The organism is Streptomyces sp. NPDC050732, from assembly GCF_040654255.1.
Lineage (GTDB): Bacteria > Actinomycetota > Actinomycetes > Streptomycetales > Streptomycetaceae > Streptomyces.
In genome coordinates, this window is the sequence record NZ_JBFAHP010000059.1 from 1 (window position 1) to 21,260 (window position 21,260).

The 21,260-nt window shown below is 73.2% G+C and carries 21 protein-coding genes; 12 read left to right on the forward strand and 9 right to left on the reverse strand.

The window, feature by feature from the left end; translation table 11 throughout:
* The first annotated feature begins 309 nt into the window (after positions 1-309).
* The 3 genes from AB0H82_RS35015 to AB0H82_RS35025 all read left to right on the forward strand — a co-directional run bounded on the left by AB0H82_RS35015 (position 310) and on the right by AB0H82_RS35025 (position 1,465).
* The gene (locus tag AB0H82_RS35015; protein ID WP_362999568.1) at positions 310-522 is read left to right on the forward strand and encodes a hypothetical protein; all 213 of its coding nucleotides are present in this window, start codon (positions 310-312) and stop codon (positions 520-522) included.
* Entirely contained in the window at positions 519-752 is a 234-nt protein-coding gene (locus AB0H82_RS35020; RefSeq protein ID WP_362999569.1) for a hypothetical protein, read from the forward strand. Before AB0H82_RS35015 ends, AB0H82_RS35020 begins: the two co-directional genes overlap by 4 nt.
* 110 nt (positions 753-862) lie before the next feature.
* The gene (locus AB0H82_RS35025; RefSeq protein ID WP_362999570.1) at positions 863-1,465 is read left to right on the forward strand and encodes a Uma2 family endonuclease; all 603 of its coding nucleotides are present in this window, start codon (positions 863-865) and stop codon (positions 1,463-1,465) included.
* Between the two features lie 31 nt (positions 1,466-1,496).
* Here AB0H82_RS35025 and murQ read toward each other — a convergent pair whose 3' ends face one another.
* Positions 1,497-2,504 carry an N-acetylmuramic acid 6-phosphate etherase gene (gene murQ, locus AB0H82_RS35030; RefSeq protein ID WP_362999571.1) on the reverse strand — a complete coding sequence of 336 codons (1,008 nt, stop codon included), beginning with the start codon at positions 2,502-2,504 and terminating at the stop codon, positions 1,497-1,499.
* Positions 2,505-2,563: 59 nt separating this feature from the next.
* Positions 2,564-3,487, reverse strand: coding sequence for a MurR/RpiR family transcriptional regulator (locus AB0H82_RS35035; RefSeq protein ID WP_362999572.1), 924 nt, complete (start codon positions 3,485-3,487; stop codon positions 2,564-2,566).
* Between the two features lie 58 nt (positions 3,488-3,545).
* Here AB0H82_RS35035 and AB0H82_RS35040 point away from each other — a divergent pair, with 58 nt between their 5' ends.
* The 3 genes from AB0H82_RS35040 to AB0H82_RS35050 all read left to right on the forward strand — a co-directional run bounded on the left by AB0H82_RS35040 (position 3,546) and on the right by AB0H82_RS35050 (position 4,542).
* A complete protein-coding gene (locus tag AB0H82_RS35040) occupies positions 3,546-3,902 on the forward strand; it encodes a hypothetical protein (protein WP_362999573.1) in 357 nt (118 codons plus the stop codon).
* Positions 3,899-4,165, forward strand: a complete 267-nt coding sequence (locus AB0H82_RS35045; protein ID WP_362999574.1) for a DUF4031 domain-containing protein — start codon at positions 3,899-3,901, stop codon at positions 4,163-4,165. Before AB0H82_RS35040 ends, AB0H82_RS35045 begins: the two co-directional genes overlap by 4 nt.
* A gap of 74 nt (positions 4,166-4,239) precedes the next feature.
* Positions 4,240-4,542, forward strand: a complete 303-nt coding sequence (locus AB0H82_RS35050; RefSeq protein WP_362999575.1) for an NIPSNAP family protein — start codon at positions 4,240-4,242, stop codon at positions 4,540-4,542.
* A gap of 19 nt (positions 4,543-4,561) precedes the next feature.
* Here the strand turns inward: AB0H82_RS35050 and AB0H82_RS35055 are convergent, their stop codons facing one another.
* Positions 4,562-5,638, reverse strand: a complete 1,077-nt coding sequence (locus tag AB0H82_RS35055) for a GNAT family N-acetyltransferase (RefSeq protein ID WP_362999576.1) — start codon at positions 5,636-5,638, stop codon at positions 4,562-4,564.
* 35 nt (positions 5,639-5,673) lie between these two features.
* The gene (locus AB0H82_RS35060) at positions 5,674-6,312 is read right to left on the reverse strand and encodes a hypothetical protein (protein ID WP_362999577.1); all 639 of its coding nucleotides are present in this window, start codon (positions 6,310-6,312) and stop codon (positions 5,674-5,676) included.
* A 73-nt stretch (positions 6,313-6,385) separates the two neighbouring features.
* On the opposite strand from AB0H82_RS35060, the gene AB0H82_RS35065 reads away from it, so the two are divergent.
* Positions 6,386-7,063 carry a maleylpyruvate isomerase family mycothiol-dependent enzyme gene (locus AB0H82_RS35065; RefSeq protein WP_362999578.1) on the forward strand — a complete coding sequence of 226 codons (678 nt, stop codon included), beginning with the start codon at positions 6,386-6,388 and terminating at the stop codon, positions 7,061-7,063.
* A gap of 16 nt (positions 7,064-7,079) precedes the next feature.
* Positions 7,080-7,754 carry a CatB-related O-acetyltransferase gene (locus tag AB0H82_RS35070; protein WP_362999579.1) on the forward strand — a complete coding sequence of 225 codons (675 nt, stop codon included), beginning with the start codon at positions 7,080-7,082 and terminating at the stop codon, positions 7,752-7,754.
* Positions 7,755-7,771: 17 nt separating this feature from the next.
* On the opposite strand, the gene AB0H82_RS35075 is transcribed toward AB0H82_RS35070, so the two are convergent.
* Positions 7,772-8,737 carry a hypothetical protein gene (locus AB0H82_RS35075; protein ID WP_362999580.1) on the reverse strand — a complete coding sequence of 322 codons (966 nt, stop codon included), beginning with the start codon at positions 8,735-8,737 and terminating at the stop codon, positions 7,772-7,774.
* A 153-nt stretch (positions 8,738-8,890) separates the two neighbouring features.
* On the opposite strand from AB0H82_RS35075, the gene AB0H82_RS35080 reads away from it, so the two are divergent.
* From AB0H82_RS35080 to AB0H82_RS35090, 3 genes are all read left to right on the forward strand, one after another.
* Positions 8,891-11,221 carry a heavy metal translocating P-type ATPase gene (locus AB0H82_RS35080; protein ID WP_362999581.1) on the forward strand — a complete coding sequence of 777 codons (2,331 nt, stop codon included), beginning with the start codon at positions 8,891-8,893 and terminating at the stop codon, positions 11,219-11,221.
* A gap of 162 nt (positions 11,222-11,383) precedes the next feature.
* Positions 11,384-12,091, forward strand: coding sequence for a copper homeostasis protein CutC (locus AB0H82_RS35085; protein WP_362999582.1), 708 nt, complete (start codon positions 11,384-11,386; stop codon positions 12,089-12,091).
* 50 nt (positions 12,092-12,141) lie between these two features.
* Complete coding sequence (locus AB0H82_RS35090) at positions 12,142-12,750, forward strand: DUF2165 domain-containing protein (RefSeq protein ID WP_362999583.1); 609 nt, start codon at positions 12,142-12,144, stop codon at positions 12,748-12,750.
* Here AB0H82_RS35090 and AB0H82_RS35095 read toward each other — a convergent pair.
* Together AB0H82_RS35095 and AB0H82_RS35100 are read right to left on the reverse strand one after the other, a co-directional pair.
* Positions 12,747-14,828, reverse strand: a complete 2,082-nt coding sequence (locus AB0H82_RS35095; RefSeq protein WP_362999584.1) for an ATP-binding domain-containing protein — start codon at positions 14,826-14,828, stop codon at positions 12,747-12,749. The genes AB0H82_RS35090 and AB0H82_RS35095 overlap by 4 nt on opposite strands.
* Positions 14,829-15,160: 332 nt before the next feature.
* Positions 15,161-17,902 (reverse strand): helicase C-terminal domain-containing protein, encoded by a 2,742-nt coding sequence (locus AB0H82_RS35100; protein ID WP_362999585.1) that lies wholly within the window; start codon positions 17,900-17,902, stop codon positions 15,161-15,163.
* A 180-nt stretch (positions 17,903-18,082) separates the two neighbouring features.
* On the opposite strand from AB0H82_RS35100, the gene AB0H82_RS35105 reads away from it, so the two are divergent.
* The gene (locus AB0H82_RS35105) at positions 18,083-19,723 is read left to right on the forward strand and encodes a DNA repair helicase XPB (RefSeq protein ID WP_362999586.1); all 1,641 of its coding nucleotides are present in this window, start codon (positions 18,083-18,085) and stop codon (positions 19,721-19,723) included.
* A 15-nt stretch (positions 19,724-19,738) separates the two neighbouring features.
* On the opposite strand, the gene AB0H82_RS35110 is transcribed toward AB0H82_RS35105, so the two are convergent.
* Both AB0H82_RS35110 and AB0H82_RS35115 read right to left on the reverse strand, forming a co-directional pair.
* Entirely contained in the window at positions 19,739-20,095 is a 357-nt protein-coding gene (locus tag AB0H82_RS35110; protein ID WP_362999587.1) for a hypothetical protein, read from the reverse strand.
* A complete protein-coding gene (locus AB0H82_RS35115; protein ID WP_362999598.1) occupies positions 20,052-21,209 on the reverse strand; it encodes a glycosyltransferase 87 family protein in 1,158 nt (385 codons plus the stop codon). The genes AB0H82_RS35110 and AB0H82_RS35115 overlap by 44 nt, the downstream gene beginning before the upstream one ends.
* Between the last annotated feature and the right edge of the window lie 51 nt (positions 21,210-21,260).

Sequence of the window (21,260 nt, forward strand, 5' to 3'; positions counted from 1 at the left end):
GCCCCCACCCCTGGCCGTCCGGGTCACAGTCAACGTGCGGTGGAGGGGCGGCAGTCAAGGGTGGAGCGGAGCGGAATCGGCGGAGCCGACGCGACCGCAGGGAGCGCCCTTTACTGGTGGCCCGGAGGCGCCACACTCCGCAAAAAACCGGGCGGCCCCGGTGACCGTCAAAGGCGCAGGCCCACCGAAGTCTCCCCCCTCAGGCCCGCGAACACGGAGCGTTGTGGGGACGCATGCACTTTTCAGGTCACGCGCAGTTGGACACTCTGGGTGATGGGAAAGAAACGCTCAGTGTGAAAGGCGGAGGTCATGGCGCTGACGACGGACGAGCGGGTGCGGGCGGCCGAGGAGGCCGTACGGCAGTTGAAGGCGGGGCTCGCGGAGGTCGGGGTCACGTTGCCCTCGCTGCGGATCGATCCGTTGACCGCTGCGGCCGACGGGACGTTGCCTCTGGTCGAGTTGGGGCGGTGCAACCTCGACACCGCGCTGCGGCTGGCCGCCGTACTGGAGGAGGCGCGGTGAACGGGGAGGATCCGCGGGTGCGGGAGGCGGGGACGTACGCCGTCGACTACCGGGACGGCAGTGTCGGGGAGGTCATGGGCTGCGAAGGGGGCCTCGTGCAGCTCAGGCCGATCGGCGGTGGCAGGGAGTGGGACTGCCCGCCGGCGGCGGTGGGTGACGCCGAGCCGGGAGACGTCCTCAGGGCGAAGGTGCAGCAACTGAACCGGCAGGTCCAGGCACGGCCGCGGTGAGCGGGTCGGCGTCTCGGGCGCTCGTTCGTGGGACGCTGGGACCGGGCGGTCAACGACCGCAAGTTCGTCGATCTACGCTCGCGCGCAGGCCACAAGAGAAGGGACCAGCGATGACCGCAGCACCGGTCGAGCACGACACGGCTCCCGACCCCCGGTCGTGGGACGTCCTGCTCCAGGCATGGCGTGAGCTGGATGTGCCGGAGGGCTGGCACGCCGAGATCGATGAAGGGCAGATTGCCTTGGTACCGCCGCCGCACAGGCACCACAACGGAATCGCTGACGCCCTCCAGAGGGTCCTCTACCGGTCGACGCCGGACGAGTTGGGGGTGTACCAGACCCTCGGCCTCCACATCGCCCCCTTGGGCAAGCTGTACGTCCCGGACCTCGTACTCGCCCCGCGCAAGACCGTGGACGCCGCTGATCCCGACGTCAACGATCCGCTGGACGCGTCGGAGGCGCTGCTCGTCGTCGAGATCACCTCGCAGAGCAACGCAAAGGACGACCGGACCAAGAAGCTGTGGGCCTACGGGCACGCCCCGGTGCCGGTCTACCTGCTCGTGGACCGCTTCGACGAGTACGGGCCGACCGTCACGCTCTTCACCGGCCCGCAGAACGGGGCGTACAAGCACGCCGAGCGGGTGCCGTTCGGGGAGAGCCTCAAGCTGCCGGATCCGTTCGCGGCGACCATCGACACGGCGGGGTTTCCCGGCTGAAGCGGGTCCCGACAGAGAAACAGCTGAAGGGCTAGTCCTTGGTGCGGGAGTTGTCGAGGGCCGCGCGGAGGTGGCCGTCGGAGGCGGTGAGGAGGTTGGCCGCCGTGGGGCCGTCGACTCCGCCGAGGATGATGAGGATGGCGTTCTTCACCTCTCCGTCGGTGGCGGCGAGCGCGGCCTCGATCTCCTCGTCGGAGGCGCCGGTGGCGAGGGCGACGATGCGGCGGGAGCGGGCCCGCAGCTTCTCGTTCGAGGCGCGGACGTCCACCATCAGGTTTCCGTACGTCTTGCCGAGGCGGATCATCGTGATCGTCGACAGCATGTTGAGGACGAGCTTCTGGGCCGTGCCGGCCTTGAGGCGGGTCGAGCCGGTGAGGAGTTCGGGGCCGACGACGACCTCGATGCCGTGCTCGGCGGCGGCCGCGAGCGCGCTGCCCGCGTTGCAGGAGAGGCCGATGGTGAGCGCGCCGTAGCGGGCGCGGGCGTGTTCGACGGCGCCGATCGCGTACGGGGTGCGGCCGGAGGCCGAGATGCCGACGACGACGTCGTCCGCGGTGAGGCCGAGCCCGTCCAGGTCCTCGGCGGCCAGCTCCTTGCTGTCCTCCGCGCCCTCGACCGCCTTGACCATGGCGCTCGGGCCGCCCGCGATGAGGCCGACGACCTCGCCGGGGTCGGTGTTGAAGGTGGGCGGGCACTCGGAGGCGTCGAGCACGCCGAGCCGGCCCGCGGTGCCCGCGCCCGCGTAGACCAGGCGGCCGCCGCGGGCCATGCGCTCGGCGGTGCCGTCGATGGCGGCGGCGATGGCGGGGAGCTGCTCGGCGACGGCCGCGGGGACGGTGGCGTCCTCACCGTTCATGATCTCCGCGATCTCCGCGGTGGGCAGCCGGTCGATGCCGGAGAGCTCGGGCCGGAACGCCTCGGTGGTGAGGGTGGCCAGCTGGGCGCGGAGCTCGCCGTAGTCGTCGCCGCGCTTGTGCTGGTGGTGGTGGGGGGCGCCCGTCGGGTCGGTCGCGCCGGTCGCGTCGGTGGTGGAGGTCATGGCGGCTGCGGCTCTTTCGTGTCCGGTGCGGGGGGTTGGGGGGGGTGGCAGGAGGGGCGTCAGCGGCTGGTGCCGCGCGGGCTGTGGCGGTGGGCCAGCGCCTCGTAGGACGCGGCGAGCGCGGGCGCGGCCGTCTCGTACGTCCGCTGGGCCACGCCCACGAACAGGCAGTCCACGACCAGGAGTTGGCTCGTGCGGGACGACATCGCGGCCGGCCGCAGCTCGCTCTCGCGGGCCGTGGAGGTGGTCAGTATGTGATCGGCGTACTGGGAGACGGCCGCACCCGGCCGGCCGGTGATCGCGATCGTCGTGGCGCCGTGCTCGAAGGCGACGCGGAGGGGTTCGATCACGTCGCCGGTCGAACCGGAGTGGGTGATCGCGATCGCCACGTCCTTCGCGCGGAGCGTCACCGCGTTGGTGACGGCCAGGTGCGGGTCGGAGTGCGCGTGCGCGATGTGCCCGATGCGGAGCAGCTTCTGGGCGAGGTCCTGGGCGACGAGCCCGGACGCGGCGACGCCGTAGATCTCCACGCGGCGGGCGGTGGCGAGCGCGGCGACCGCGGCGCCGAGCTGCACGGTGTCGAGCCCGGCCGCGGTGTCGGCGAGGGTCTGCTGCTCGTCGTACGCGAGCTTCGCCACGACGTCCGCGATGGGGTCGTCGACGGCGATGTCCGCGGTGACGGCGGGCGCGCGCCCCGACTGCTGCTGGGCGGCGAGACCGGCGAGCGCGAGGCGCAGGTCGCGGTAGCCGGGGTAGCCGAGGAGGCGGGCGGTGCGCACGACGGTGGCCTCGCTCGTGCCCGTGAGCTCGGCGAGGCCGGTGACCGTGAGGGCCGCGCAGCCCGCGGGGTCGCCCGCGACGGCCTCGGCGACCCGCTGCATGGACCGGGTCATCGACGGGGCCAGGGTCCGCACCTTGGCCGCGAGGGCGGCGGGGGCGGGGGGTGCGGCGTCCGCGAAAATTTCCTTCACGTCATGGGTCACATTTGAAAGGTATTTTCGGGCGCGAGCCCGGTCAAGAGCTGTGGGGGACAATGGCCGCATGGACGCGATCGACCCCTTGGAGCAGGCGTTGCACGCCGCTCGCGCACTTGTCCTCGCCGACCTGGTCGCCCGCGAGGTCGCCGAGGCCGAGGTCGTCTCGATGGTCGAGGAGTCGGTGGCGCACCGGCGCTGGTGGGTCGAGCAGTGGCCCGAGGGCGTCGACTACATCGCGGGGCTCGTCGCCCAGGATGTCCAGGACGCGCTCCTGGAACGGTACGGGCGGTGGCCGCTGTGCCCCGTGTGCGAGACGGGAGAGCCCCACGCGCTCGACGTGGAGCCGGAGCTGGGGCCCGACCCGCACTGGGTGTGCGGCAAGGCGGGCGTGGTCGTGGCACCGGTGGGCGGCCTGACGTGAGCGTCTACATAGACCCGCCGACCTGGCCGGGGCACGGCCGCATGTGGTCCCACCTGGTCAGCGACGTCTCGTTCGACGAGCTGCACGCGTTCGCGGCACGCATCGGCTGCCCGCCACGCGCCTTCGAGCGCGACCACTACGACGTACCCGCGGAACGGTACGAGGACGCGGTGCGGGCGGGCGCGGTGGAGGTCGGCTCGAAGGAACTGGTGCGGAGGCTCACGGGGGCGGGGCTGCGGAGGCCGAAGGGGCGGCCGGCCTAGTTGCTTCGCGCGCCCGGACCAGTTGCCTCGCGCGCCCGGACCACGGGTCCGGCAGAGGCCCTAGGGTCGGGCGCATGATCACCGTTCATCTGAAGTACGAGATCGACCCGGAGCGCATCGCCGACTTCGAGGAGTACGGCCGCCGCTGGGTCGGCCTCGTCAACGGCTTCGGCGGCACCCACCACGGCTACTTCCTCCCCAGCGAGGGCGACAGCGACATCGCGTACGCCCTCTTCTCCTTCCCTAGCCTCGCCGCGTACGAGCAGTACCGCACCGACAGCGCGACGGACCCCGAGTGCCAGGCAGCCTTCGAGCTGGCGCGCCGGACGCGGTGCATCCGGCGCTACGAGCGGCGCTTTCTGCGGCCTCTGGAGTGAGGAGGCGGCCCGGCAGGGCTCAGGCCCGCTGCAAGCCGTACGCGTGGTTCGTGTCGCGGTCCGGGAGGCGGCGGTAGCCGGCGCGGGTTGCCACCTGTTGGGACGGGACGTTCTCGGGGGTGGTCACGGCGAGGAGGGACGTTACTTCGGGGTGGGTCAGGGCCCAGTCGGAGAGCGCACGCAGGGCCTGCGTGGCGTAGCCGTGGCCGCGGGCCGCCTCCACCAGGTCGTAGCCGACCTCGACGCAGCCGTTGTCGTCCGGCGGGCCGTGGAAGCCCATGCCGCCGACGGCCAGCTCGTCGGCGGTGCGCACCAGCGCGTACATGCCCCAGCCAGGGCGGAGCACCCCGGCGGCGTACGCCTTCGTGAGCATGTCCGCGGCCGTGCGGGTGCCGTCGAAGGGGGCGCCGCCCAGCCAGGTCAGTCCGCCGGTGCCGCCCGCGGCGAGATCCGCGGCGGCCGCGGGCGTCACCTCGCGCAGGGCGACGGGGCCTGCGGGGAAGGAGTGCGGGTTGTGCCAGCGCCACTGCGTGACGGGCGCGCGGCCCGGCAGGGTGCCGCGGCCCGTGGCCCACAGGAGCGTTTCCCAGGGGGTGGTGCCGGTGAGGGACGGCGGCACGTGCGGGAAGAGGTGCGCGAGGACCGCCGCGCACAGGTCGGCGGGCGGTTCTTCGTCGACGCCGAGCTCGCGGGCGATGTCGTGCGTGTGGAGGAGGACCTCCGTGACGCCCATCGCGGCGAAGCCCGTCGCGTCGGCGGCGCCGGAGGGGTAGGGGTGGTAGGCGCGGACGCCGCGGGGTGTCGTGCGGACCACGGCGGACAGGATGGCTCCCGCCGCCTCGATCGCCTGGATCGCGCCCTCGGGGCCCGTGCCCTCGTCGAGGGTGGCGTCGAGGGGGACGTAGGCGTCCTTGGCGCGGCCCGTCAGCTGGGCCGCGTACGCGATGTGGCAGCCCGCGATGTGTTCCGCCGTCTTCAGGCAGCTCCAGTCGAGCCCGCCCGCTTTCGCGTCCCAGTCGCGGTCCGCCGCCGCGCGCAGCACCCCGGCCGCGTGCGCGACGGCCTCGTCGATCTGGTCCCCACCCATGAGAAGCATGCGGCAGAGAGTACGGGAGCGGCGGCGGAAGGGCCTCAGGTTTCCAGGAGCGCCAGTTCCGTCGCCAGGTTCTCGCGGGCGGGTGCCTCCCAGTGGGCCGTGCCGTGCGGCGTCCTGAAGAGGCGGGGGAGCGCCATGAGCTGGCGCAGCACATCGGCCCTGCCCCGGCGGAACGCCTCGTCCGGCACGAAGCCGTACTCCTCGCGGACGGCGGCCGCGTAGGCGGCGTACGCGTCCGGGGAGGCCGCGAGGATCGCCAGGTCGGCGTCGCACAGCGCCTCGCCGTTGTGGTCGCCGTCGGCCGGGTCGTGCGTGACGGTGAGGCGGACCAGGCGCGTCACCTCGGCCGTCCGGTCGGCGGGCAGGCCCGCTTCGGTGAGGGCGCGCTCGGCGAGGCGGGCGGAGCGTTCTTCGTTCTCCGAGCGGTCGGGTGCGTACACCGCGTCGTGGAACCACGCCGCCAGGCGTACGAGGTCGGGGTCGTCGGCGTGGTCCTCCAGGACGTCGATGTGGTCGAGGACCGCCGCCAGGTGGTCGGTGGTGTGGTACCGGCGCTGCGGCTCGGCCCAGCGGGCGAGGAGACGGTCCGCGTAGGGGGCGGGGTCGGGGGCGCCCTCGACGGCGCGGAGCAGGGCGGTGGCCCAGCGGGCGTGGAGGTCCTTTTCGTCGGCCATGCCGTGACTCTAGTCGCCTCTTACCCGAGGGGGGTATGTTGCCATGTGCGGTCGCAGGCGGTTGGCTGCCGTCATGACAGGCATCGACGAGAACTACGAACCCGACCGCGCGGGCCGTCTCCTCCGTACCGAACGCGACGCCCTCATACCGCTGTTGAGGGCCGCGCCCGACGAGGCGTACGAGATCCGCACCTGCTGTCCGGGCTGGACCGTGCGGCATGTGCTCGCGCACTGCGGCTCCGCGCTGATGCGGGTGGTGGAGAGCCGCTTCGAGGAGGGCGTGTACTCGCCCGAGAGCAACGAACGCGACATCGCCGAGCGCGCCGACTGGTCCAACTCCCGTGTCGTGGACGAGCTGGAGCGCGGCATGACGGAGGCCGGGCCGATTCTCGCCGCGGCCAAGGGGATGCTGGACGGTGTCGCCCTCGGGGAGTGGGTGCACGCCGGGGACGTGCGGGAGGCGTGGGGGAAGCCGGGCGCGTACGGCGGTGAGGGGCTGGCCGACGCGCTGGTGCTCCTTGAGCGGTTCAGCAGGTCTGCGCATGCCGCCGCCGCACTGCCGCCGCTGCACGCGGACGTCGACGGCCGGGACGAGCCGCTGGCCCTGGGCGTCCCCGACGGGAAGCGGCCGCCGGCCCGCTACATCGGGGACGCGCCGACGCTGGTCCGGCTGTGTGCGGGGCGGCCGTTGACGGGCACGCGGTACGAGCTGGCCGGCGTCACCGAAAAGGAGTTGTGCCTCTTCGGATGAGGGGGATCATGGGGGCATGGCCTCCGACGCGTCCGGCTCCGGCGCACCCCTCGTTCCCGCCGATCCGGACGTGCTGCATCCCATGCCGGGACAGGAGCGAGTGGTGCTGCTCAAGCCGCTCGTGACGTCACCGCTGATCGAGGTCGGGGACTTCACGTACTACGACGACCCCGATGACCCGACCGCCTTCGAGACGCGGAACGTGCTCTATCACTACGGTCCCGAGCGGTTGGTCATCGGGAAGTACTGCGCGCTGGGCGAGGGCGTCCGGTTCATCATGAACGGCGCCAACCACCGGATGGACGGGGCCTCCACGTTTCCCTTCCCGATCATGGGCGGGTCGTGGAGCGAGCACTTCGACCTGATCTCCGGGCTGCCGGGACGCGGCGACACGGTCGTCGGCAACGACGTCTGGTTCGGCTACCGCTCGACCGTCATGCCGGGCGTCCGCATCGGGCACGGCGCGATCATCGCCTCGGGCGCCGTGGTCGTCGACGACGTGCCCGACTACGGCATCGTCGGCGGCAACCCGGCGAAGCTCATCCGGCGCCGCTTCGGCGCCGACGACATCGCCAGGCTGCTCGAACTCGCCTGGTGGGACTGGCCCCTCGACCATCTGACCGCGCACGTCCGGGCCGTCATGTCGGGCTCGGTGGACGAGCTCGCGGCGGTCGCGCCGACGACCGCCTGAGACGTACACGGGCGGCGTCAGTGCTGGTGGCCGCCCCCCTTCTCCGGTTCGGCGTGCGCGCCGCCGCCCGCGTGCACCGTGAACGCCGCCGTCCGCACCTTCCCCTCGTGCTTGAAGTCGAGGAACAGGCGGTACGCGCCCTTGCTCGGCGCCGCCGTGCCGAACGAGATGCCGGGGCCCGCCTTCGTCCTCCCGTCGCCGGGCGCGCCGTTCGGGTGGACGTGGAGGTAGGCGAGGTCGCCCGCCCGCAGCGCCACGAGGTGGCCGTACGCCCCCAGGTAGGGCTGCAGGTCGGTCACCGGCCTGCCGTTCTTCGCCACGCTCAGCGTGAGGTCGCCGCCCGCGCCCGTCTTCAGCCCGCCCTTCAGCGTGACGTCGTAGCCGTCGACCTGCGCGGTGGTGCTGTGCGCGGGCAGTTCCTCCGGGGCGTACGCGCCCGCCACGCCGAGGTCGGCGCCCAGCGTCAGGCCCTCCTTCGCGCCCTTGGGGCGGAAGTCGGCGAAGACGCGGTAGCCGCCCGCCTCGGGCAGCTCGACCTCCGTCGACCAGGTGCCGTCGGCCGCGCGGGCCGGGTGCAGATGGCGGTAGGTGGTCAGGTCGCGTGAGGCGACGATGAGGTGCAGCTCCTTGTCGTGCTCCTTCTGGTACGCCGTGACGTTCCGGCCCGAGGAGTCCTTGACGACGGCGAAGCGCAGCTCCTCCGGCCGGCCCGCGTCGATGCGGGACGTCTTGAGGTCCAGCGTGTAGCCGCGGTCGGAGATCTGCAGGCCGCCGGGGACCGCTGCGTTCCCCTCGTTCTCCTTGTGCTGCTCGTTCTCGTCGTTCTCGTCGTGCTCCTCGCGCCGGTCGCCGTCGTGCTGCCCGTGCCGGGCGGCCGGCGCCTTGTCCGTGACGGGGTCGATGCCCGTGCCCACGCCGTACGCGGTGCCGAAGGTCGCGGCGACGGCGGCGGCGAATGCGGTGATCTTCAGTCCGGAGTTCATGACACCGAAGATACCCCCCTGGGGTATGAAGTCAAGCGGGGCGAGTCGCGGGGGGAAGGCCTTGCGCTCGGTACCCCCCAGGGGTATACATGGATCTCGTCAGCGGTACCCGCCCCGGGTATCTGGACCCCGACTCGTACAGGAGCCGAAACCATGGCCACCAGCACACCCGGTGCCGCCGGGACGGCGGCGCCCGCCGCAGAGGTCGAACTCGCCATCGGTGGCATGACCTGCGCCTCCTGCGCGGCCCGGATCGAGAAGAAGCTCAACCGCATGGACGGCGTCGAGGCGACCGTCAACTACGCCACCGAGAAGGCCAAGGTCAGCTACCGCGGCGCGGACATCTCCGTCCAGGACCTGATCTCGACCGTCGAGGCCACCGGCTACACCGCGCAGGAGCCCACTCCCGTACGCGACGAGGCCCCGCCCGCGGGCGGCGAGCGGCGGGCCGACGAGACTGACGACGAGCGGCAGGCGCGTGAGGAGCGGCAGGCCCGCGAGGAGCTGCGGCCGCTCCGGCAGCGCCTGACCGCCGCGGCGCTCCTGTCGGTGCCCGTCATCGTCATGGCGATGGTCCCGGCGCTGCAGTTCGAGTACTGGCAGTGGCTGTCGCTCACGCTCGCCGCGCCCGTCGTCACGTACGCGGCCTGGCCCTTCCACAAGGCGGCGTACACCAACGCCCGGCACGGCGCCGCCACCATGGACACGCTGATCTCCGTCGGCACGTCCGCGGCGTTCCTCTGGTCCCTGTGGGCGCTGTTCTTCGGCACCGCGGGCACGCCCGGCATGACGCACCCCTTCGAGCTGACCATCGCCCGCAGCGACGGCGCGGGGAACATCTATCTGGAGGCCGCGGCCGGGGTGACCGCGTTCATCCTCGCCGGGCGGTACTTCGAGGCCCGCTCCAAGAGGAAGGCGGGCGCCGCCCTGAAGGCGCTGCTCCAGCTCGGCGCCAAGGACGTCACCGTGCTGCGCGACGGCGGGCGCGAAGAGACCATTCCCGTGAGCCGGCTGGAGGTCGGGGACCGCTTCCTGGTGCGGCCCGGCGAGAAGATCGCCACGGACGGCAAGGTCGTCGAGGGCTCCTCGGCCGTCGACGCGTCCATGCTCACCGGCGAGTCCGTGCCCGTCGAGGCCGGCGAGGGCGACTCCGTCACCGGCGCCACCCTCAACGTCGGCGGACGCCTCGTCGTCGAGGCCACCCGCGTCGGCGCCGACACCCAGCTCGCCCGCATGGCCAAGCTCGTCGAGGACGCGCAGAACGGCAAGGCCGCCGCCCAGCGCCTCGCCGACCGGATCTCCGCGGTGTTCGTGCCGGTCGTCATCGGCCTGGCGCTCGCCACGCTCGGCTTCTGGCTCGGCAACGGCGCCGGTCTGACCGCCGCCTTCACCGCCGCCGTCGCCGTCCTGATCATCGCCTGCCCGTGCGCCCTGGGCCTCGCCACGCCGACCGCCCTCATGGTCGGCACCGGGCGCGGCGCCCAGCTCGGCATCCTCATCAAGGGCCCGGAGGTCCTGGAGTCCACCCGCAAGGTCGACACCATCGTCCTGGACAAGACCGGCACCGTCACCACCGGCAGGATGACGCTCCTCGCCACCCACACCGCGGACGGCACCACGGAGGCCGAGGTCCTGCGCCTCGCCGGCGCCCTTGAGCACTCCTCCGAGCACCCGATCGCCCGAGCCGTCGCCGCTGGTGCCGCCGCCGAGGTGGGCGAACTGCCCACCCCGGAGGACTTCGCGAACGTCGCGGGCCTCGGCGTGCAGGGCATCGTCGAGGGACACGCGGTCCTGGTCGGGCGTGAGCAGCTGCTCACGGAGTGGGAGATCCGGCTGCCCGCCGGGCTGGAGCGCGCCAAGGTCGAGGCCGAGGCTGCCGGTCGTACCGCCATCGCGGTCGCCTGGGACGGCGAGGCCCGCGCGGTCCTTGAGGTCGCCGACGCGGTGAAGGACACCAGCGCCGAGGCCATCGGGCGGCTGCGCGCGCTCGGCCTGACCCCGATCCTGCTGACCGGCGACAACAAGGCCGTCGCCGAGTCGGTCGCCGCCGAGGTGGGCATCGCCCCCGAGCACGTGATCGCCGAGGTCATGCCGCAGGACAAGGTCGACGTGGTGAAGCGGCTGCAGGCGGAAGGCAAGTCCGTGGCCATGGTCGGCGACGGCGTGAACGACGCGGCGGCGCTGGCCCAGGCCGACCTCGGCCTGGCGATGGGCACCGGCACGGACGCCGCGATCGAGGCGGGCGACCTCACTCTCGTACGGGGGGACCTGCGGGCGGCGGCCGACGCGATCAGGCTCTCCCGCCGCACCCTCGGCACGATCAGGTCGAACCTGTTCTGGGCCTTCGCCTACAACGTCGGCGCGCTCCCGCTGGCCGCCGCCGGACTGCTCAACCCGATGATCGCGGGCGCGGCCATGGCGTTCTCGTCGGTCTTCGTGGTCGGCAACAGCCTGCGCCTGCGGGGATTCAAGCCGCTGGCCTGACCTTCCGCACGTACTTCCCCTTCCCGGGCGATTCCCGCACCCCGGCACGAGCGACAGGGCTCGCGCCGGGGTGTTCTGCGCGTAGGCTGGTAATTGGACTAGACCTATGTGCGTGAGACGTACGTGCCGGGATCGAGCAGCGAGCAGAAGGAAGAGACATCCATGAGCAAGCGTGCAGTCCTGGAGGTGATCGCCCTCGACACCGAGGACGCCGTCGCCGCCCAGGCCGGCGGAGCGGACCGCCTGGAGCTGGTGACCGACATGGCCGCGGACGGCCTCACCCCGTCCCGCGAGACCTTCGCCGCGATCCGCTCCGCCGTCGACATCCCGCTGCGCGTCATGCTCAGGCTGGCCGACGGGTTCGCCGCGGGCGACGTCGACGCACTGCTGCGCCGCGCCCACGAGCTCAGGAGCGAGGGCGCCGACGAGTTCGTGCTCGGCTTCCTCGACGAGGCGGGCGGCCCCGACCTGCCCGCCGTCGAAGCGCTGGCGGGCGCCCTCGACGGGTGCCGCTGGACCTTCCACCGGGCCATCGACCGGGCCGCCGACCGCGACGCCCTGCGCAAGCAGCTCGCCGACCTGCCCGGCCTCGACACCTACCTCACCGCGGGCGCCGCGACCGGCGTCGACGACGGCCTGCCGACGCTGCTCACCGAGGCGGCCCGGCGCGGCGAACCGGGCTACGAGCCGCAGCTCCTCATCGGCGGCGGTCTCCGCCTCGACCACCTGCCGCGGCTGACGGCGGCCGGCGTCGACGCCTTCCACATCGGCGGCGCCGCCCGGCCCGACGGCTGGTCGGCGCCGGTCTGTGCCGCGGCGGTCGCGGAGTGGCGGACCGCGCTGGACGCGGAGCGGTCGCTCACCGGTTGATCGTTGCTCCGCGGGACGCGATAGAACTGGTTCGACACGGAGGGGACCTCATGCCGACACCAGCAGAAAAGACGCGTCCCGCGGAGCGCATACTCGCGGCCGGGACGCTGCCCGTCGCCGCGACACTGCTCACGGGGACGGTCGCGCTCTACATCGCGCTCGTCGCGTTCGGGAACATCACCGACTTCGAGACCAACCAGCAGTTCGTACGCCATGTCCTCGCGATGGACACCACCTTCAAGGACAACGGCCTCAAGTGGCGCGCCGTGGAGTCCACCGCGCTGCAGGACACGGCGTACGTCGGGATCATCGCCTGGGAAACCCTGGCCGCGCTGGTCCTCGGCACGTCGACGGTCCTGTGGGCCCGCGCCCTGCGCCGCCCGCAGGGCCCGAGCCGGTCCGAGGGCCTCCACCGCGCCCGCCGCACCGGCAGCATCGGTCTGCTGATGATCCTCCTCCTCTTCGGCGTCGGCTTCATCGGGATCGGCGGCGAATGGTTCGCCATGTGGCAGTCGGACGCCTGGAACGGCCTGGACGCGGCGACCCGCGTCGTCACGCTCACGGGCATCGTCCTCATCGTCACGCACCTGCCCTCGGCCGCAGCTCCAGCAGCTGCCGGCGCACCGGCCGACCCCAAGAACCCCAAAGACGAGCTCTAAGCGAGCTGCTCGGGCAGGTCGGTCATGTGGACGACGATCAGGCCGGAGACCGCACGGGTCAGCGCCACGTAGAGGCGGCGCAGGCCCGTGCGTTCGTCGGGCTCGCCGTCGACGATCGCGGTGGGCTCGTCGAGTACCACGTAGTCGTACTCAAGGCCCTTCGCGAGGGACGCGGGCACCAGCGTGAGGCGGGTGTCCTGCGTCGTCTCCTCGCCGGGGGAGAGGTATGTGATCCCGGCCGCCGCGAGCGCCCCGGCGAGCGACGGGATCCGGGCGTCCGCGGCGATGAGACCGATGGAGCCCTCCTGCCGCAACGACTCCGCGCACGCCTCCAGACAAGCCGCGTCCAGTCCTTCGGCGTCCCCGCCCTCCGCCACCCGGCGCACCGCGAGCGAACCCGGCGCCTCACGCACCGAGTCGACCGCCGTGAGACCCGGCGCGATGTCCGGCAGCAGCCGCGACGCGTACGCGATGACCTCGCGCGGCACGCGGAAACCGGCCGTCAGCTCCTCCACGACAGCACCGTCCTTGCCGAGGTGCCGCAGCGCCTCGTCCCAACTCCGCGTCGCCCACGGCGTGGTGCCCTGCGCGAGGTCGCCGAGGACGGTCGCCGAACCCGTCGTGCAGCGCCGGCCCACCGCGCGGTACTGCATGGGGGAGAGATCCTGCGCCTCGTCGAGCACGACATGCCCGAGGGAGTGGGTGCGCGAGACGAGATCGGTGGCCTCGTCGATCAGCACGGCGTCCGCGGCGGACCACTTGGCGGACTTGACGCTCCGCGCGGGCTTGGCCCACAGCACGGCCTTCTGCTCCTCCTCGCTCAGAACGCCCCCGGCGTGCGCGGCGAGGAAATCCGCGTCCGACAGCAGCCGCAGCACCAGCTTCGCGGGATCGACGGGCGGCCACACGGCCTTGACCGCCGCCTTCACCGCGGTGTTGCGGGCCACCGCGTCCTGCACGCGGTCGTCCGGCGCCTCGCCCGCCTGCTCCATGCGGACGAGCACGGCGTGCGCGATGCGCTGCGGCAGGGCGTCCCGCGCGGCCCCGTACCGGATGTCCCGCGCGAGCAGCTCTTCGACAATCTCCGCCAACTCGTACGCGGGGACCCGCCACCTGCGCGACCCGCGGACGACCACGACCGGCTCGGTGGGCAGGGTGACGTGCGACCGCACGGCGTCGCGCAGCACCTCCGCCATGCGGGCGTCGCCCTTGACGAGGGCGGCGGCCGGCTCGTCCGTGCCGCGCACCTCCACGTGGGCGACGAGGTCGTCGACGGTGGCCTGCTTGACCTCCAGCTCGCCGAGCGCGGGCAGGACCTGCTCGATGTAGTGCAGGAAGGAGGCGTTCGGCCCGATGACGAGGGTGCCGGTCCTGGCCAGCCGCTCCCGGTGCGCGTACAGCAGATAGGCGACCCGGTGCAGCCCGACGGCGGTCTTGCCCGTCCCCGGACCACCCTGCACGCACACGCTCCCGCTCAGCCCGCTGCGCACGATCTCGTCCTGCTCGGGCTGGATGGTGGCGACGATGTCCCGCATCGGTCCGACGCGCGGCCGCTCGATCTCCCGCTGGAGCAGCGCGCTGGTCCGCTCGGCCTCGCCCGGGTCGCTGAGGTGCTCGTCCTCGTACGCGGTGAGGTCGCCGCCGGTGTAGCCGAAGCGGCGGCGCAGCGCGATGTCCATCGGGTCCTTCTTGGAGGCCCGGTAGAACGGCTGGGAGACCGGCGCGCGCCAGTCGATGACCATCGGGTCCCCGCCGGCGTCGTGCACGTGCCGCCGCCCGATGTAGAACTGCTCGCCCGCCGCGCCCTCCGCCTGCTCGGCGCCGGGCGCGTGCAGGTAATCGAGCCGCCCGAAGAAGAGCGGAGTGTGCGCAAGATCGGCGAGGGACTTGATCCGTTCGTCGAGCTGCCGCTCAAGAACGGCGGCGTTCACCCAGTTCGCGGTGACGTCGCGGATGTCGAGGGCCTCGGCGTCCTCACGCATGGCGCGCAGGGCGTCCCGCGACGCGGCGAGGTGGCCGCGCTCCCGGGCGAGGGGGTCTACGGGATCAAGTGGATCAGGGTCGACGTGCGCGTGCACGGGGTGCCTCCGGCGGTTCAGCGATGTCGTGGTGCTGGCTCATCGAGCTGCCACCCGGTTTCCGTCCGGACGGCGGCGCTCCGCGGAGGAGGCCGGGGAAGGGGGAATCCTAGACGCGCCTCACCCACCGACGCCAACGACTTTCTCCCGGGACGGGACTTCGTGGGTGGGGCGCCCCTTCGGGGGCGCGGTGCTGGGCTGGGCTGGGCTGAGCACGGCACGGGGGGCGCCCCTTCAGGGGCGCGGGGAACTGCGCGACCAGCCACGACGCGGCCGCACCCGAAAGCCGCCCACCAGGCCCCCCGACAGGGGCAGGCACGCCAGAGGCGTACTCAGTCGTCGGCGAGCTCCGCGACACCAGTGATCCGGTGCAAGGGAAACGTACGGACCTCGTCCGCAGTGTGGTCGTAAGCCGTGACGAAGCCCCCCTCGACCCGCACCGGCGCGATGACACGCTGACTCGCGGCCCCCTCCGCGTTGACGTAGCCGATCCACACCGCCTCGCCGGTCAGCACCGCGGCCTGCATCGTGGCGAGCGTCTCGGCAGCGGTGGTACGCGGCAGCCGACCGTCCGCCGAGGCCGAAGGGGAGGCAGGGGAGGCGGACGAGGCCGCCGGCGCCACCTTGCGGGGCGCCGTGGACGCCAGATCCCCCGCCCGGATCGCCCGCACCGCCGCGTCGACGAGCGTGGCGCCGGGCAGCGGCGGCCCGTCCGGCACCGGCTCGGGCGCCGAGCGGGGCGGCGTGCGGTGGGCGTGGGCGCGGGTGATCAGGACATCGCCCTCCGCGCTCTCCGCGGCGGGCGCGAACCCCATGGAACGCAGCCCGTCCAGAAGCGTGCCGGGATCCACCTGGGCGGCGAGCACGGTCGGCGCGAGACGCCGCAACCGCAGACTCTGCGCGCGCTTGTCGGCCATGATCTCGTCGAGCATCGCCTCGTCGTCGCACCGCACGTACGCGGAGGCGGCGCCGATCCGCAGGTGGCCGTGGCGGCGCGCCACGTCGTCGATCAGATAGGCCAGGGGCTGCGGGACCGGCGTACGGGAGTGGGCGGCGAGGAAGGCGTGCAGGTCGGACGCGGACTGCCCGGCGTCGAGGGCGCGGCGCACGGAGCCGGGGGAGAAGCGGTAGACGGTGGCGCCGCCCTTCGACTCGACGTCGGCGAGCACGGCGAGGGCGTCGCCGAGCGGCCGCTCCAGCGGGCCGGGGGCGACGGCGGTGAGGTCGGCCTGGAGGAGGACGTGATCGAGGGGCTGGGGAAGGAGCGGCGCGAGGAGCCCGGCGGCACGAGCGGCGGCAAGCCGCCGCTCACCAGCACTACCGGCACCGCCACCACCACCGGCACCACCACGGCCACCGCTGCTGCTACCGCCACCGGCGCCGCTGCTCCCAGCACCGTCACCGCCACCGCCACCACCACGGCCACCGGCACTGCCACTCGCACCAGCACTGCCATCACCACCGCCACCGGCACTCCCACCGGCCCCACCGCCGCCGGCCCCCGAAGATGCCTCCTCGATCAGCGCCCGCCCATGCGTGGACAACGCCCCCCGCCCCGTGACCCCCAGCAACTCCGCCTCGTCCAACGTCCACTGGGCGATACGGGAGCGCAGATCCGGAGTGGACGCGGACGCGGACGCGGACCCGGCGTCGGCGGGACGGTTGCGGCCGGCGGGCGGGCGCTCCCAGCGGAGCCGGGCCTGGAGGGACTCCGGGGCGGGCGCCGAGCCCTCGGGGAGCGTGGCGAGGAGCGCGAGGACCCGGTGGCGGACTTCGGGGGCGGACGCCCGGTCCAGGTGCGGCCCGAGCGCGGACAGCGTGCGGTCCTTGCCGTCGCGGCCGCCGACGAGCCCCGCCGTGCGGGTGGCCGCGAGCCAGGCGCCGGCGAGCGCGGCCCAGCGCTCGGGGGCGGGCAGCTCCTGCCATTCGTCGTACGCGGGCGTCGCGGCGTACCGCTCGTCGGCCTCGCCGTCGGACGCCAGCAGACCGGCGGCGTAGGCGAGTTCGACCCAGAAGGCGGCCAGCGGCTCGGACGTGGCGAGCGCCACGGCGGTCCGCTTCAGGTCGCGCACGCTGAGGCCGCCCGCGCGCAGCACGGCGGGGCCGCCCTCGTCCCAGTCCTTCAGCAGTTCCTCGACGGTGGCGAGCGCGGTGTACGCCTGCCCGGCGGCGGTCGCGTCCACAACCTGTGGACGGTGTTCGCGCGCCGCCTCGACGGGCGGCGGCGTCGGTTCGACCGTGCGGTGGGCGCGGCCCGCGCGCAGGTGCAGGGCGGCCTCGCGGGGCAGTACGACGGTGCCGGGCGCGGTGGGCAGCAGCAGCCCCCGGTCCAGGAGCCAGCGCAGGTGCCGGGCCGGATCGGCGGTGACCTGCCCGTAGGGCGGCCCCCACACGAGGCGGGACAGCACCTCAACGGACTCGGCGGGCGCCTCGTCGAGCAGCGCCGACATGCGCGTACGGTCCGTGAACAGCGCGGTCAGCGACTGCACCGCGGACACCGGGTCGTGCGTCGTCGGCAGCCCGGCCGCCGCGACGATGTCCTGGATGCGGGTCGGCGACATGCCGGCCGTGGCCTCGGCGACGGTGGGGCCGAGGCCGGTCGGGGACGGGTGCTGCGGCGACGGGGCGAGGAGCTCCCGCGCGGTACGGACGAGCCGGAGCCGGTCGTCTGGCCCCCACACCAGGGCCTGCGCGTGGAGCGTGCCGAGGGCGCGCTCCAAAGCCCGCTCGACGGCCGGGTCCCCGTCGTCCCCCGTGAGCAGCCCACGGACCTCCTCGTACGAGGCGGGGTCCGACGCCACGGCGAGCGCCTCTGCCACCTGCTGCGCGAACCGGTCGAGCCGCTCCAGGGCCCGCACCACGGAGGCCCGGGTCCCCGCACGCGTGGCGAGCTGGGTCAGGTCGCCGGGCACCGGGTTCAGCAGGTCGGGCCGGACCCGGAGCAGCTCGGCGAGCGCGCCGTCCTCCCGCGACCGCAGCGCTTCGGCGAGGGAACGGGGCGTCTCCGCGCCGCGAGGCGATACGGGCGCACTCGCGCCGGCACGGTCCGTGGGCTGCGGCTCGTCGGTGCTCATCCGGTTCACGGTAGCGGGTCGGGCGCTCCCGCCGGTGGCATCGCCGACCGCTCCTGCCGGTGGCATCGCCGAAGGGGGGCGGCCCAGAGCGACCGCGCCGCCGCCCTGTAGCCGACGTCACCACCCCGATCCGCCCCCATGCGGCACACTGGACGTTTGGCCTATGGAAAGGGCGCTCGCGTGAACGGTCCCCTCATCGTCCAGTCGGACAAGACTCTCCTGCTGGAGGTCGACCACGAGCAGGCCGATGCCTGTCGGCGGGCCATCGCGCCCTTCGCCGAGCTGGAGCGGGCGCCCGAGCACATCCACACGTACCGGGTGACGCCGCTCGGGCTGTGGAACGCGCGGGCCGCCGGGCACGACGCGGAGCAGGTCGTGGACGCGCTCGTGGAGTTCTCGCGGTACCCCGTGCCGCACGCCCTGCTCGTCGACGTCGCCGAGACGATGGCGCGGTACGGGCGTCTCACGCTCTCCAAGCACCCCACCCACGGGCTCGTGCTCACCACCACCGACCGGCCGGTGCTTGAAGAGATCCTGCGGTCGAAGAAGGTGCAGCCGCTCGTCGGGGAGCGGATCGACCCGGACACCGTCGTCGTGCACCCCTCCGAGCGCGGGCAGGTCAAGCAGACGCTGCTGAAGCTGGGCTGGCCCGCCGAGGACCTCGCCGGGTATGTGGACGGTGAGGCCCACAAGATCGACCTGGACGAGAGCGGCTGGGCGCTGCGGCCCTATCAGCAGCAGGCCGTCGAGGGGTTCTGGCACGGGGGCAGCGGTGTCGTCGTACTGCCCTGCGGGGCGGGGAAGACGCTCGTCGGCGCCGGCGCCATGGCGCAGGCCAAGGCGACCACCCTCATCCTCGTCACCAACACCGTCTCCGCCCGCCAGTGGAAGCACGAGCTGGTGAAGCGGACCTCCCTGACGGAGGACGAGATCGGGGAGTACAGCGGGACGCGGAAGGAGATCCGGCCCGTCACCATCGCCACGTACCAGGTGCTCACGACCAAGCGGAAGGGCATCTATCCGCACCTTGAGCTCTTCGACTCGCGGGACTGGGGGCTCGTCATCTACGACGAGGTGCACCTGCTGCCCGCGCCCGTCTTCAAGTTCACCGCCGACCTCCAGGCGCGCCGCCGCCTCGGGCTCACCGCGACCCTCGTGCGCGAGGACGGGCGCGAGTCCGACGTTTTCTCGCTCATCGGGCCCAAGCGGTTCGACGCCCCGTGGAAGGAGATCGAGGCGCAGGGCTACATCGCGCCCGCCGACTGCGTCGAGGTCCGGGTCAATCTGACCGACAGCGAGCGGCTCGCGTACGCCACCGCCGAGGCCGAGGAGAAGTACCGGTTCTGTGCGACCACCGCCACGAAGCGGAAGGTCACGGAGGCGCTCGTCAAGAAGCACGCGGGTGAGCAGACCCTCGTCATCGGGCAGTACATCGACCAGCTCGACGAGCTCGGCGAACACCTGGACGCGCCCGTCATCAAGGGCGAGACGACCAACGCGCAGCGCGAGAAGCTCTTCGGCGCGTTCCGGGAGGGCGAGATCTCCGTCCTCGTCGTGTCGAAGGTCGCCAACTTCTCCATCGACCTGCCGGAGGCCACCGTCGCCATCCAGGTGTCCGGCACGTTCGGGTCGCGGCAGGAGGAGGCCCAGCGGCTCGGGCGCGTGCTGCGGCCCAAGGCCGACGGGCACGAGGCCCGCTTCTACTCCGTCGTCGCCCGCGACACCATCGACCAGGACTTCGCCGCCCACCGGCAGCGGTTCCTCGCCGAGCAGGGGTACGCGTACCGGATCGTCGACGCGGACGAGCTGCTGGCCCAGTAGCCCCCGGGGGGGGGGCTAGGCGCCTGCCAGCATCGCGGTCGGGATCACCAGCACCGACATCAGCGCCCACGCCGTCCGCAGCCACGCCGCGCGCGATTCGCGCGGCGTGAGCCAGCCCGCCGTCAGGCAGCCGAGGCCCCCGAGCGTCGCCAGGACGTAGCGGCCCACCACTTCCTGGTGCTCCGGCGACGACGCGTCGCCGAGCTCCGCGTCGAGCGCGACCACGTACCAGCCGAGTACGAGGAGCAGGAGGACGACCGGGGTCGCCAGGGCCAGGGCGACGACGCGGGACGGCCGCGGGACCGGATGTGCGGCGGCATGGGCGGCGTTACGTGCTGCCCACTCGTGGCGGGGCTCCGTCTCGGGGTGCATGGAGCGAGTCAACCCGCGGGTGCGGGACCGGCACCTCGGTCCGCGTACTCAGGTACGTACTCAACATCGGCGCCACGGCCACTGCGAGCAGCGCGTACGGCGACGCCAACGGCTGCTGCCACCACGGCAGGTGCAGGTCCAGGTCGCCCCGGTGCGGCAGCAGCCAGAAGGTGCGGGCGGTGAACAGCACGGCCACGGCTGCGGCCGTCCACCGCCTGCCCTCCGCGACCAGGACCGCGAGGAGCGGCACGCACCACACCCAGTGGTGCGACCAGCTGATGGGCGAGACCAGCAGGGCCGTGAACGCGGCCAGGAGCAGTGCGCGGGGCTCACCGGGCGTGCGGCGGGCCAGCCAGAGGCCGGCGGCGGCCGTCACCGCCGCCGGGACGGCCCAGGCCGCGCCCGGCTCGGCGGCGTGCAGGAGCCGGGCGACCAGGCCTTGCAGGGACTGGTTGTCGACGATCCACGCCTTGCCGACGCGGCCCGTCTCGAAGACGCGCCGTGTCCAGAACTCGACGCTCGCGGCGGGCAGCACCAGCGCGCCGAGCAGCACGGTGCCCGCGAACCCGGCGAGCGCGGTGGCCGCCTCCCGGACCCGCCCCCGCAGCAGCAGGTACGCGATGAACACGGCGGGCGTCAGCTTGACGCCGGCCGCGACGCCGAGCGCGAAGCCCTTGCCGAGTGCGCCGGGCGGCCGGGTGAGGTCCCAGAGGACGAGGCAGGCCAGCGCGAGGTTGATCTGGCCGAACAGGACGGTCTGGAAGACGGGTTCGAGCCAGAGGGCGAGGGCCGTGGCGGCGCAGAGGGGCGCGGCGCGCGCGGGGAGGCCCGCGAGACGGCAGGAGAGGCGGACCAGGAGCGCGAGGAGACCGGCGTTGCCGACGAGGAAGACGGCCTTCAGGACCCCTACGGGAAGCCAGGTCGTCGGTACGAAGAGGATCGCGGCGAACGGCGGGTAGGTGGCGGGCAGTTCCCACTCCGTGACGGTGAAGCCGTACAGGTCGCTGCCGTTGGCGACGGCCGCGCCCTCGGCCCGGTAGACCAGGGTGTCGACCATCTGTACGTCCTGGACGACGCAGAGGACGGCCAGCGCGGTGAGGGAGACCGCGAGCAGCGAGACAGCTGCGAAGAGTGAGGCTGGAGTCACCGCGCGTGATGTCACGGC

What these genes read in the sequence shown, in the direction of transcription:
- AB0H82_RS35055 (WP_362999576.1), bottom strand. Translation starts at nt 5,638, where the DNA reads ATGCTTCTCATGGGTGGGGACCAGATCGACGAGGCCGTCGCGCACGCG.
- AB0H82_RS35100 (WP_362999585.1), bottom strand. Translation starts at nt 17,902, where the DNA reads ATGAGCACCGACGAGCCGCAGCCCACGGACCGTGCCGGCGCGAGTGCG.
- AB0H82_RS35110 (WP_362999587.1), bottom strand. Translation starts at nt 20,095, where the DNA reads ATGCACCCCGAGACGGAGCCCCGCCACGAGTGGGCAGCACGTAACGCC.
- AB0H82_RS35090 (WP_362999583.1), top strand. Translation starts at nt 12,142, where the DNA reads ATGCCGACACCAGCAGAAAAGACGCGTCCCGCGGAGCGCATACTCGCG.
- AB0H82_RS35060 (WP_362999577.1), bottom strand. Translation starts at nt 6,312, where the DNA reads ATGGCCGACGAAAAGGACCTCCACGCCCGCTGGGCCACCGCCCTGCTC.
- AB0H82_RS35065 (WP_362999578.1), top strand. Translation starts at nt 6,386, where the DNA reads ATGACAGGCATCGACGAGAACTACGAACCCGACCGCGCGGGCCGTCTC.
- AB0H82_RS35025 (WP_362999570.1), top strand. Translation starts at nt 863, where the DNA reads ATGACCGCAGCACCGGTCGAGCACGACACGGCTCCCGACCCCCGGTCG.
- AB0H82_RS35075 (WP_362999580.1), bottom strand. Translation starts at nt 8,737, where the DNA reads ATGAACTCCGGACTGAAGATCACCGCATTCGCCGCCGCCGTCGCCGCG.
- AB0H82_RS35070 (WP_362999579.1), top strand. Translation starts at nt 7,080, where the DNA reads ATGGCCTCCGACGCGTCCGGCTCCGGCGCACCCCTCGTTCCCGCCGAT.
- AB0H82_RS35085 (WP_362999582.1), top strand. Translation starts at nt 11,384, where the DNA reads ATGAGCAAGCGTGCAGTCCTGGAGGTGATCGCCCTCGACACCGAGGAC.
- AB0H82_RS35080 (WP_362999581.1), top strand. Translation starts at nt 8,891, where the DNA reads ATGGCCACCAGCACACCCGGTGCCGCCGGGACGGCGGCGCCCGCCGCA.
- AB0H82_RS35040 (WP_362999573.1), top strand. Translation starts at nt 3,546, where the DNA reads ATGGACGCGATCGACCCCTTGGAGCAGGCGTTGCACGCCGCTCGCGCA.
- murQ (WP_362999571.1), bottom strand. Translation starts at nt 2,504, where the DNA reads ATGACCTCCACCACCGACGCGACCGGCGCGACCGACCCGACGGGCGCC.
- AB0H82_RS35015 (WP_362999568.1), top strand. Translation starts at nt 310, where the DNA reads ATGGCGCTGACGACGGACGAGCGGGTGCGGGCGGCCGAGGAGGCCGTA.
- AB0H82_RS35050 (WP_362999575.1), top strand. Translation starts at nt 4,240, where the DNA reads ATGATCACCGTTCATCTGAAGTACGAGATCGACCCGGAGCGCATCGCC.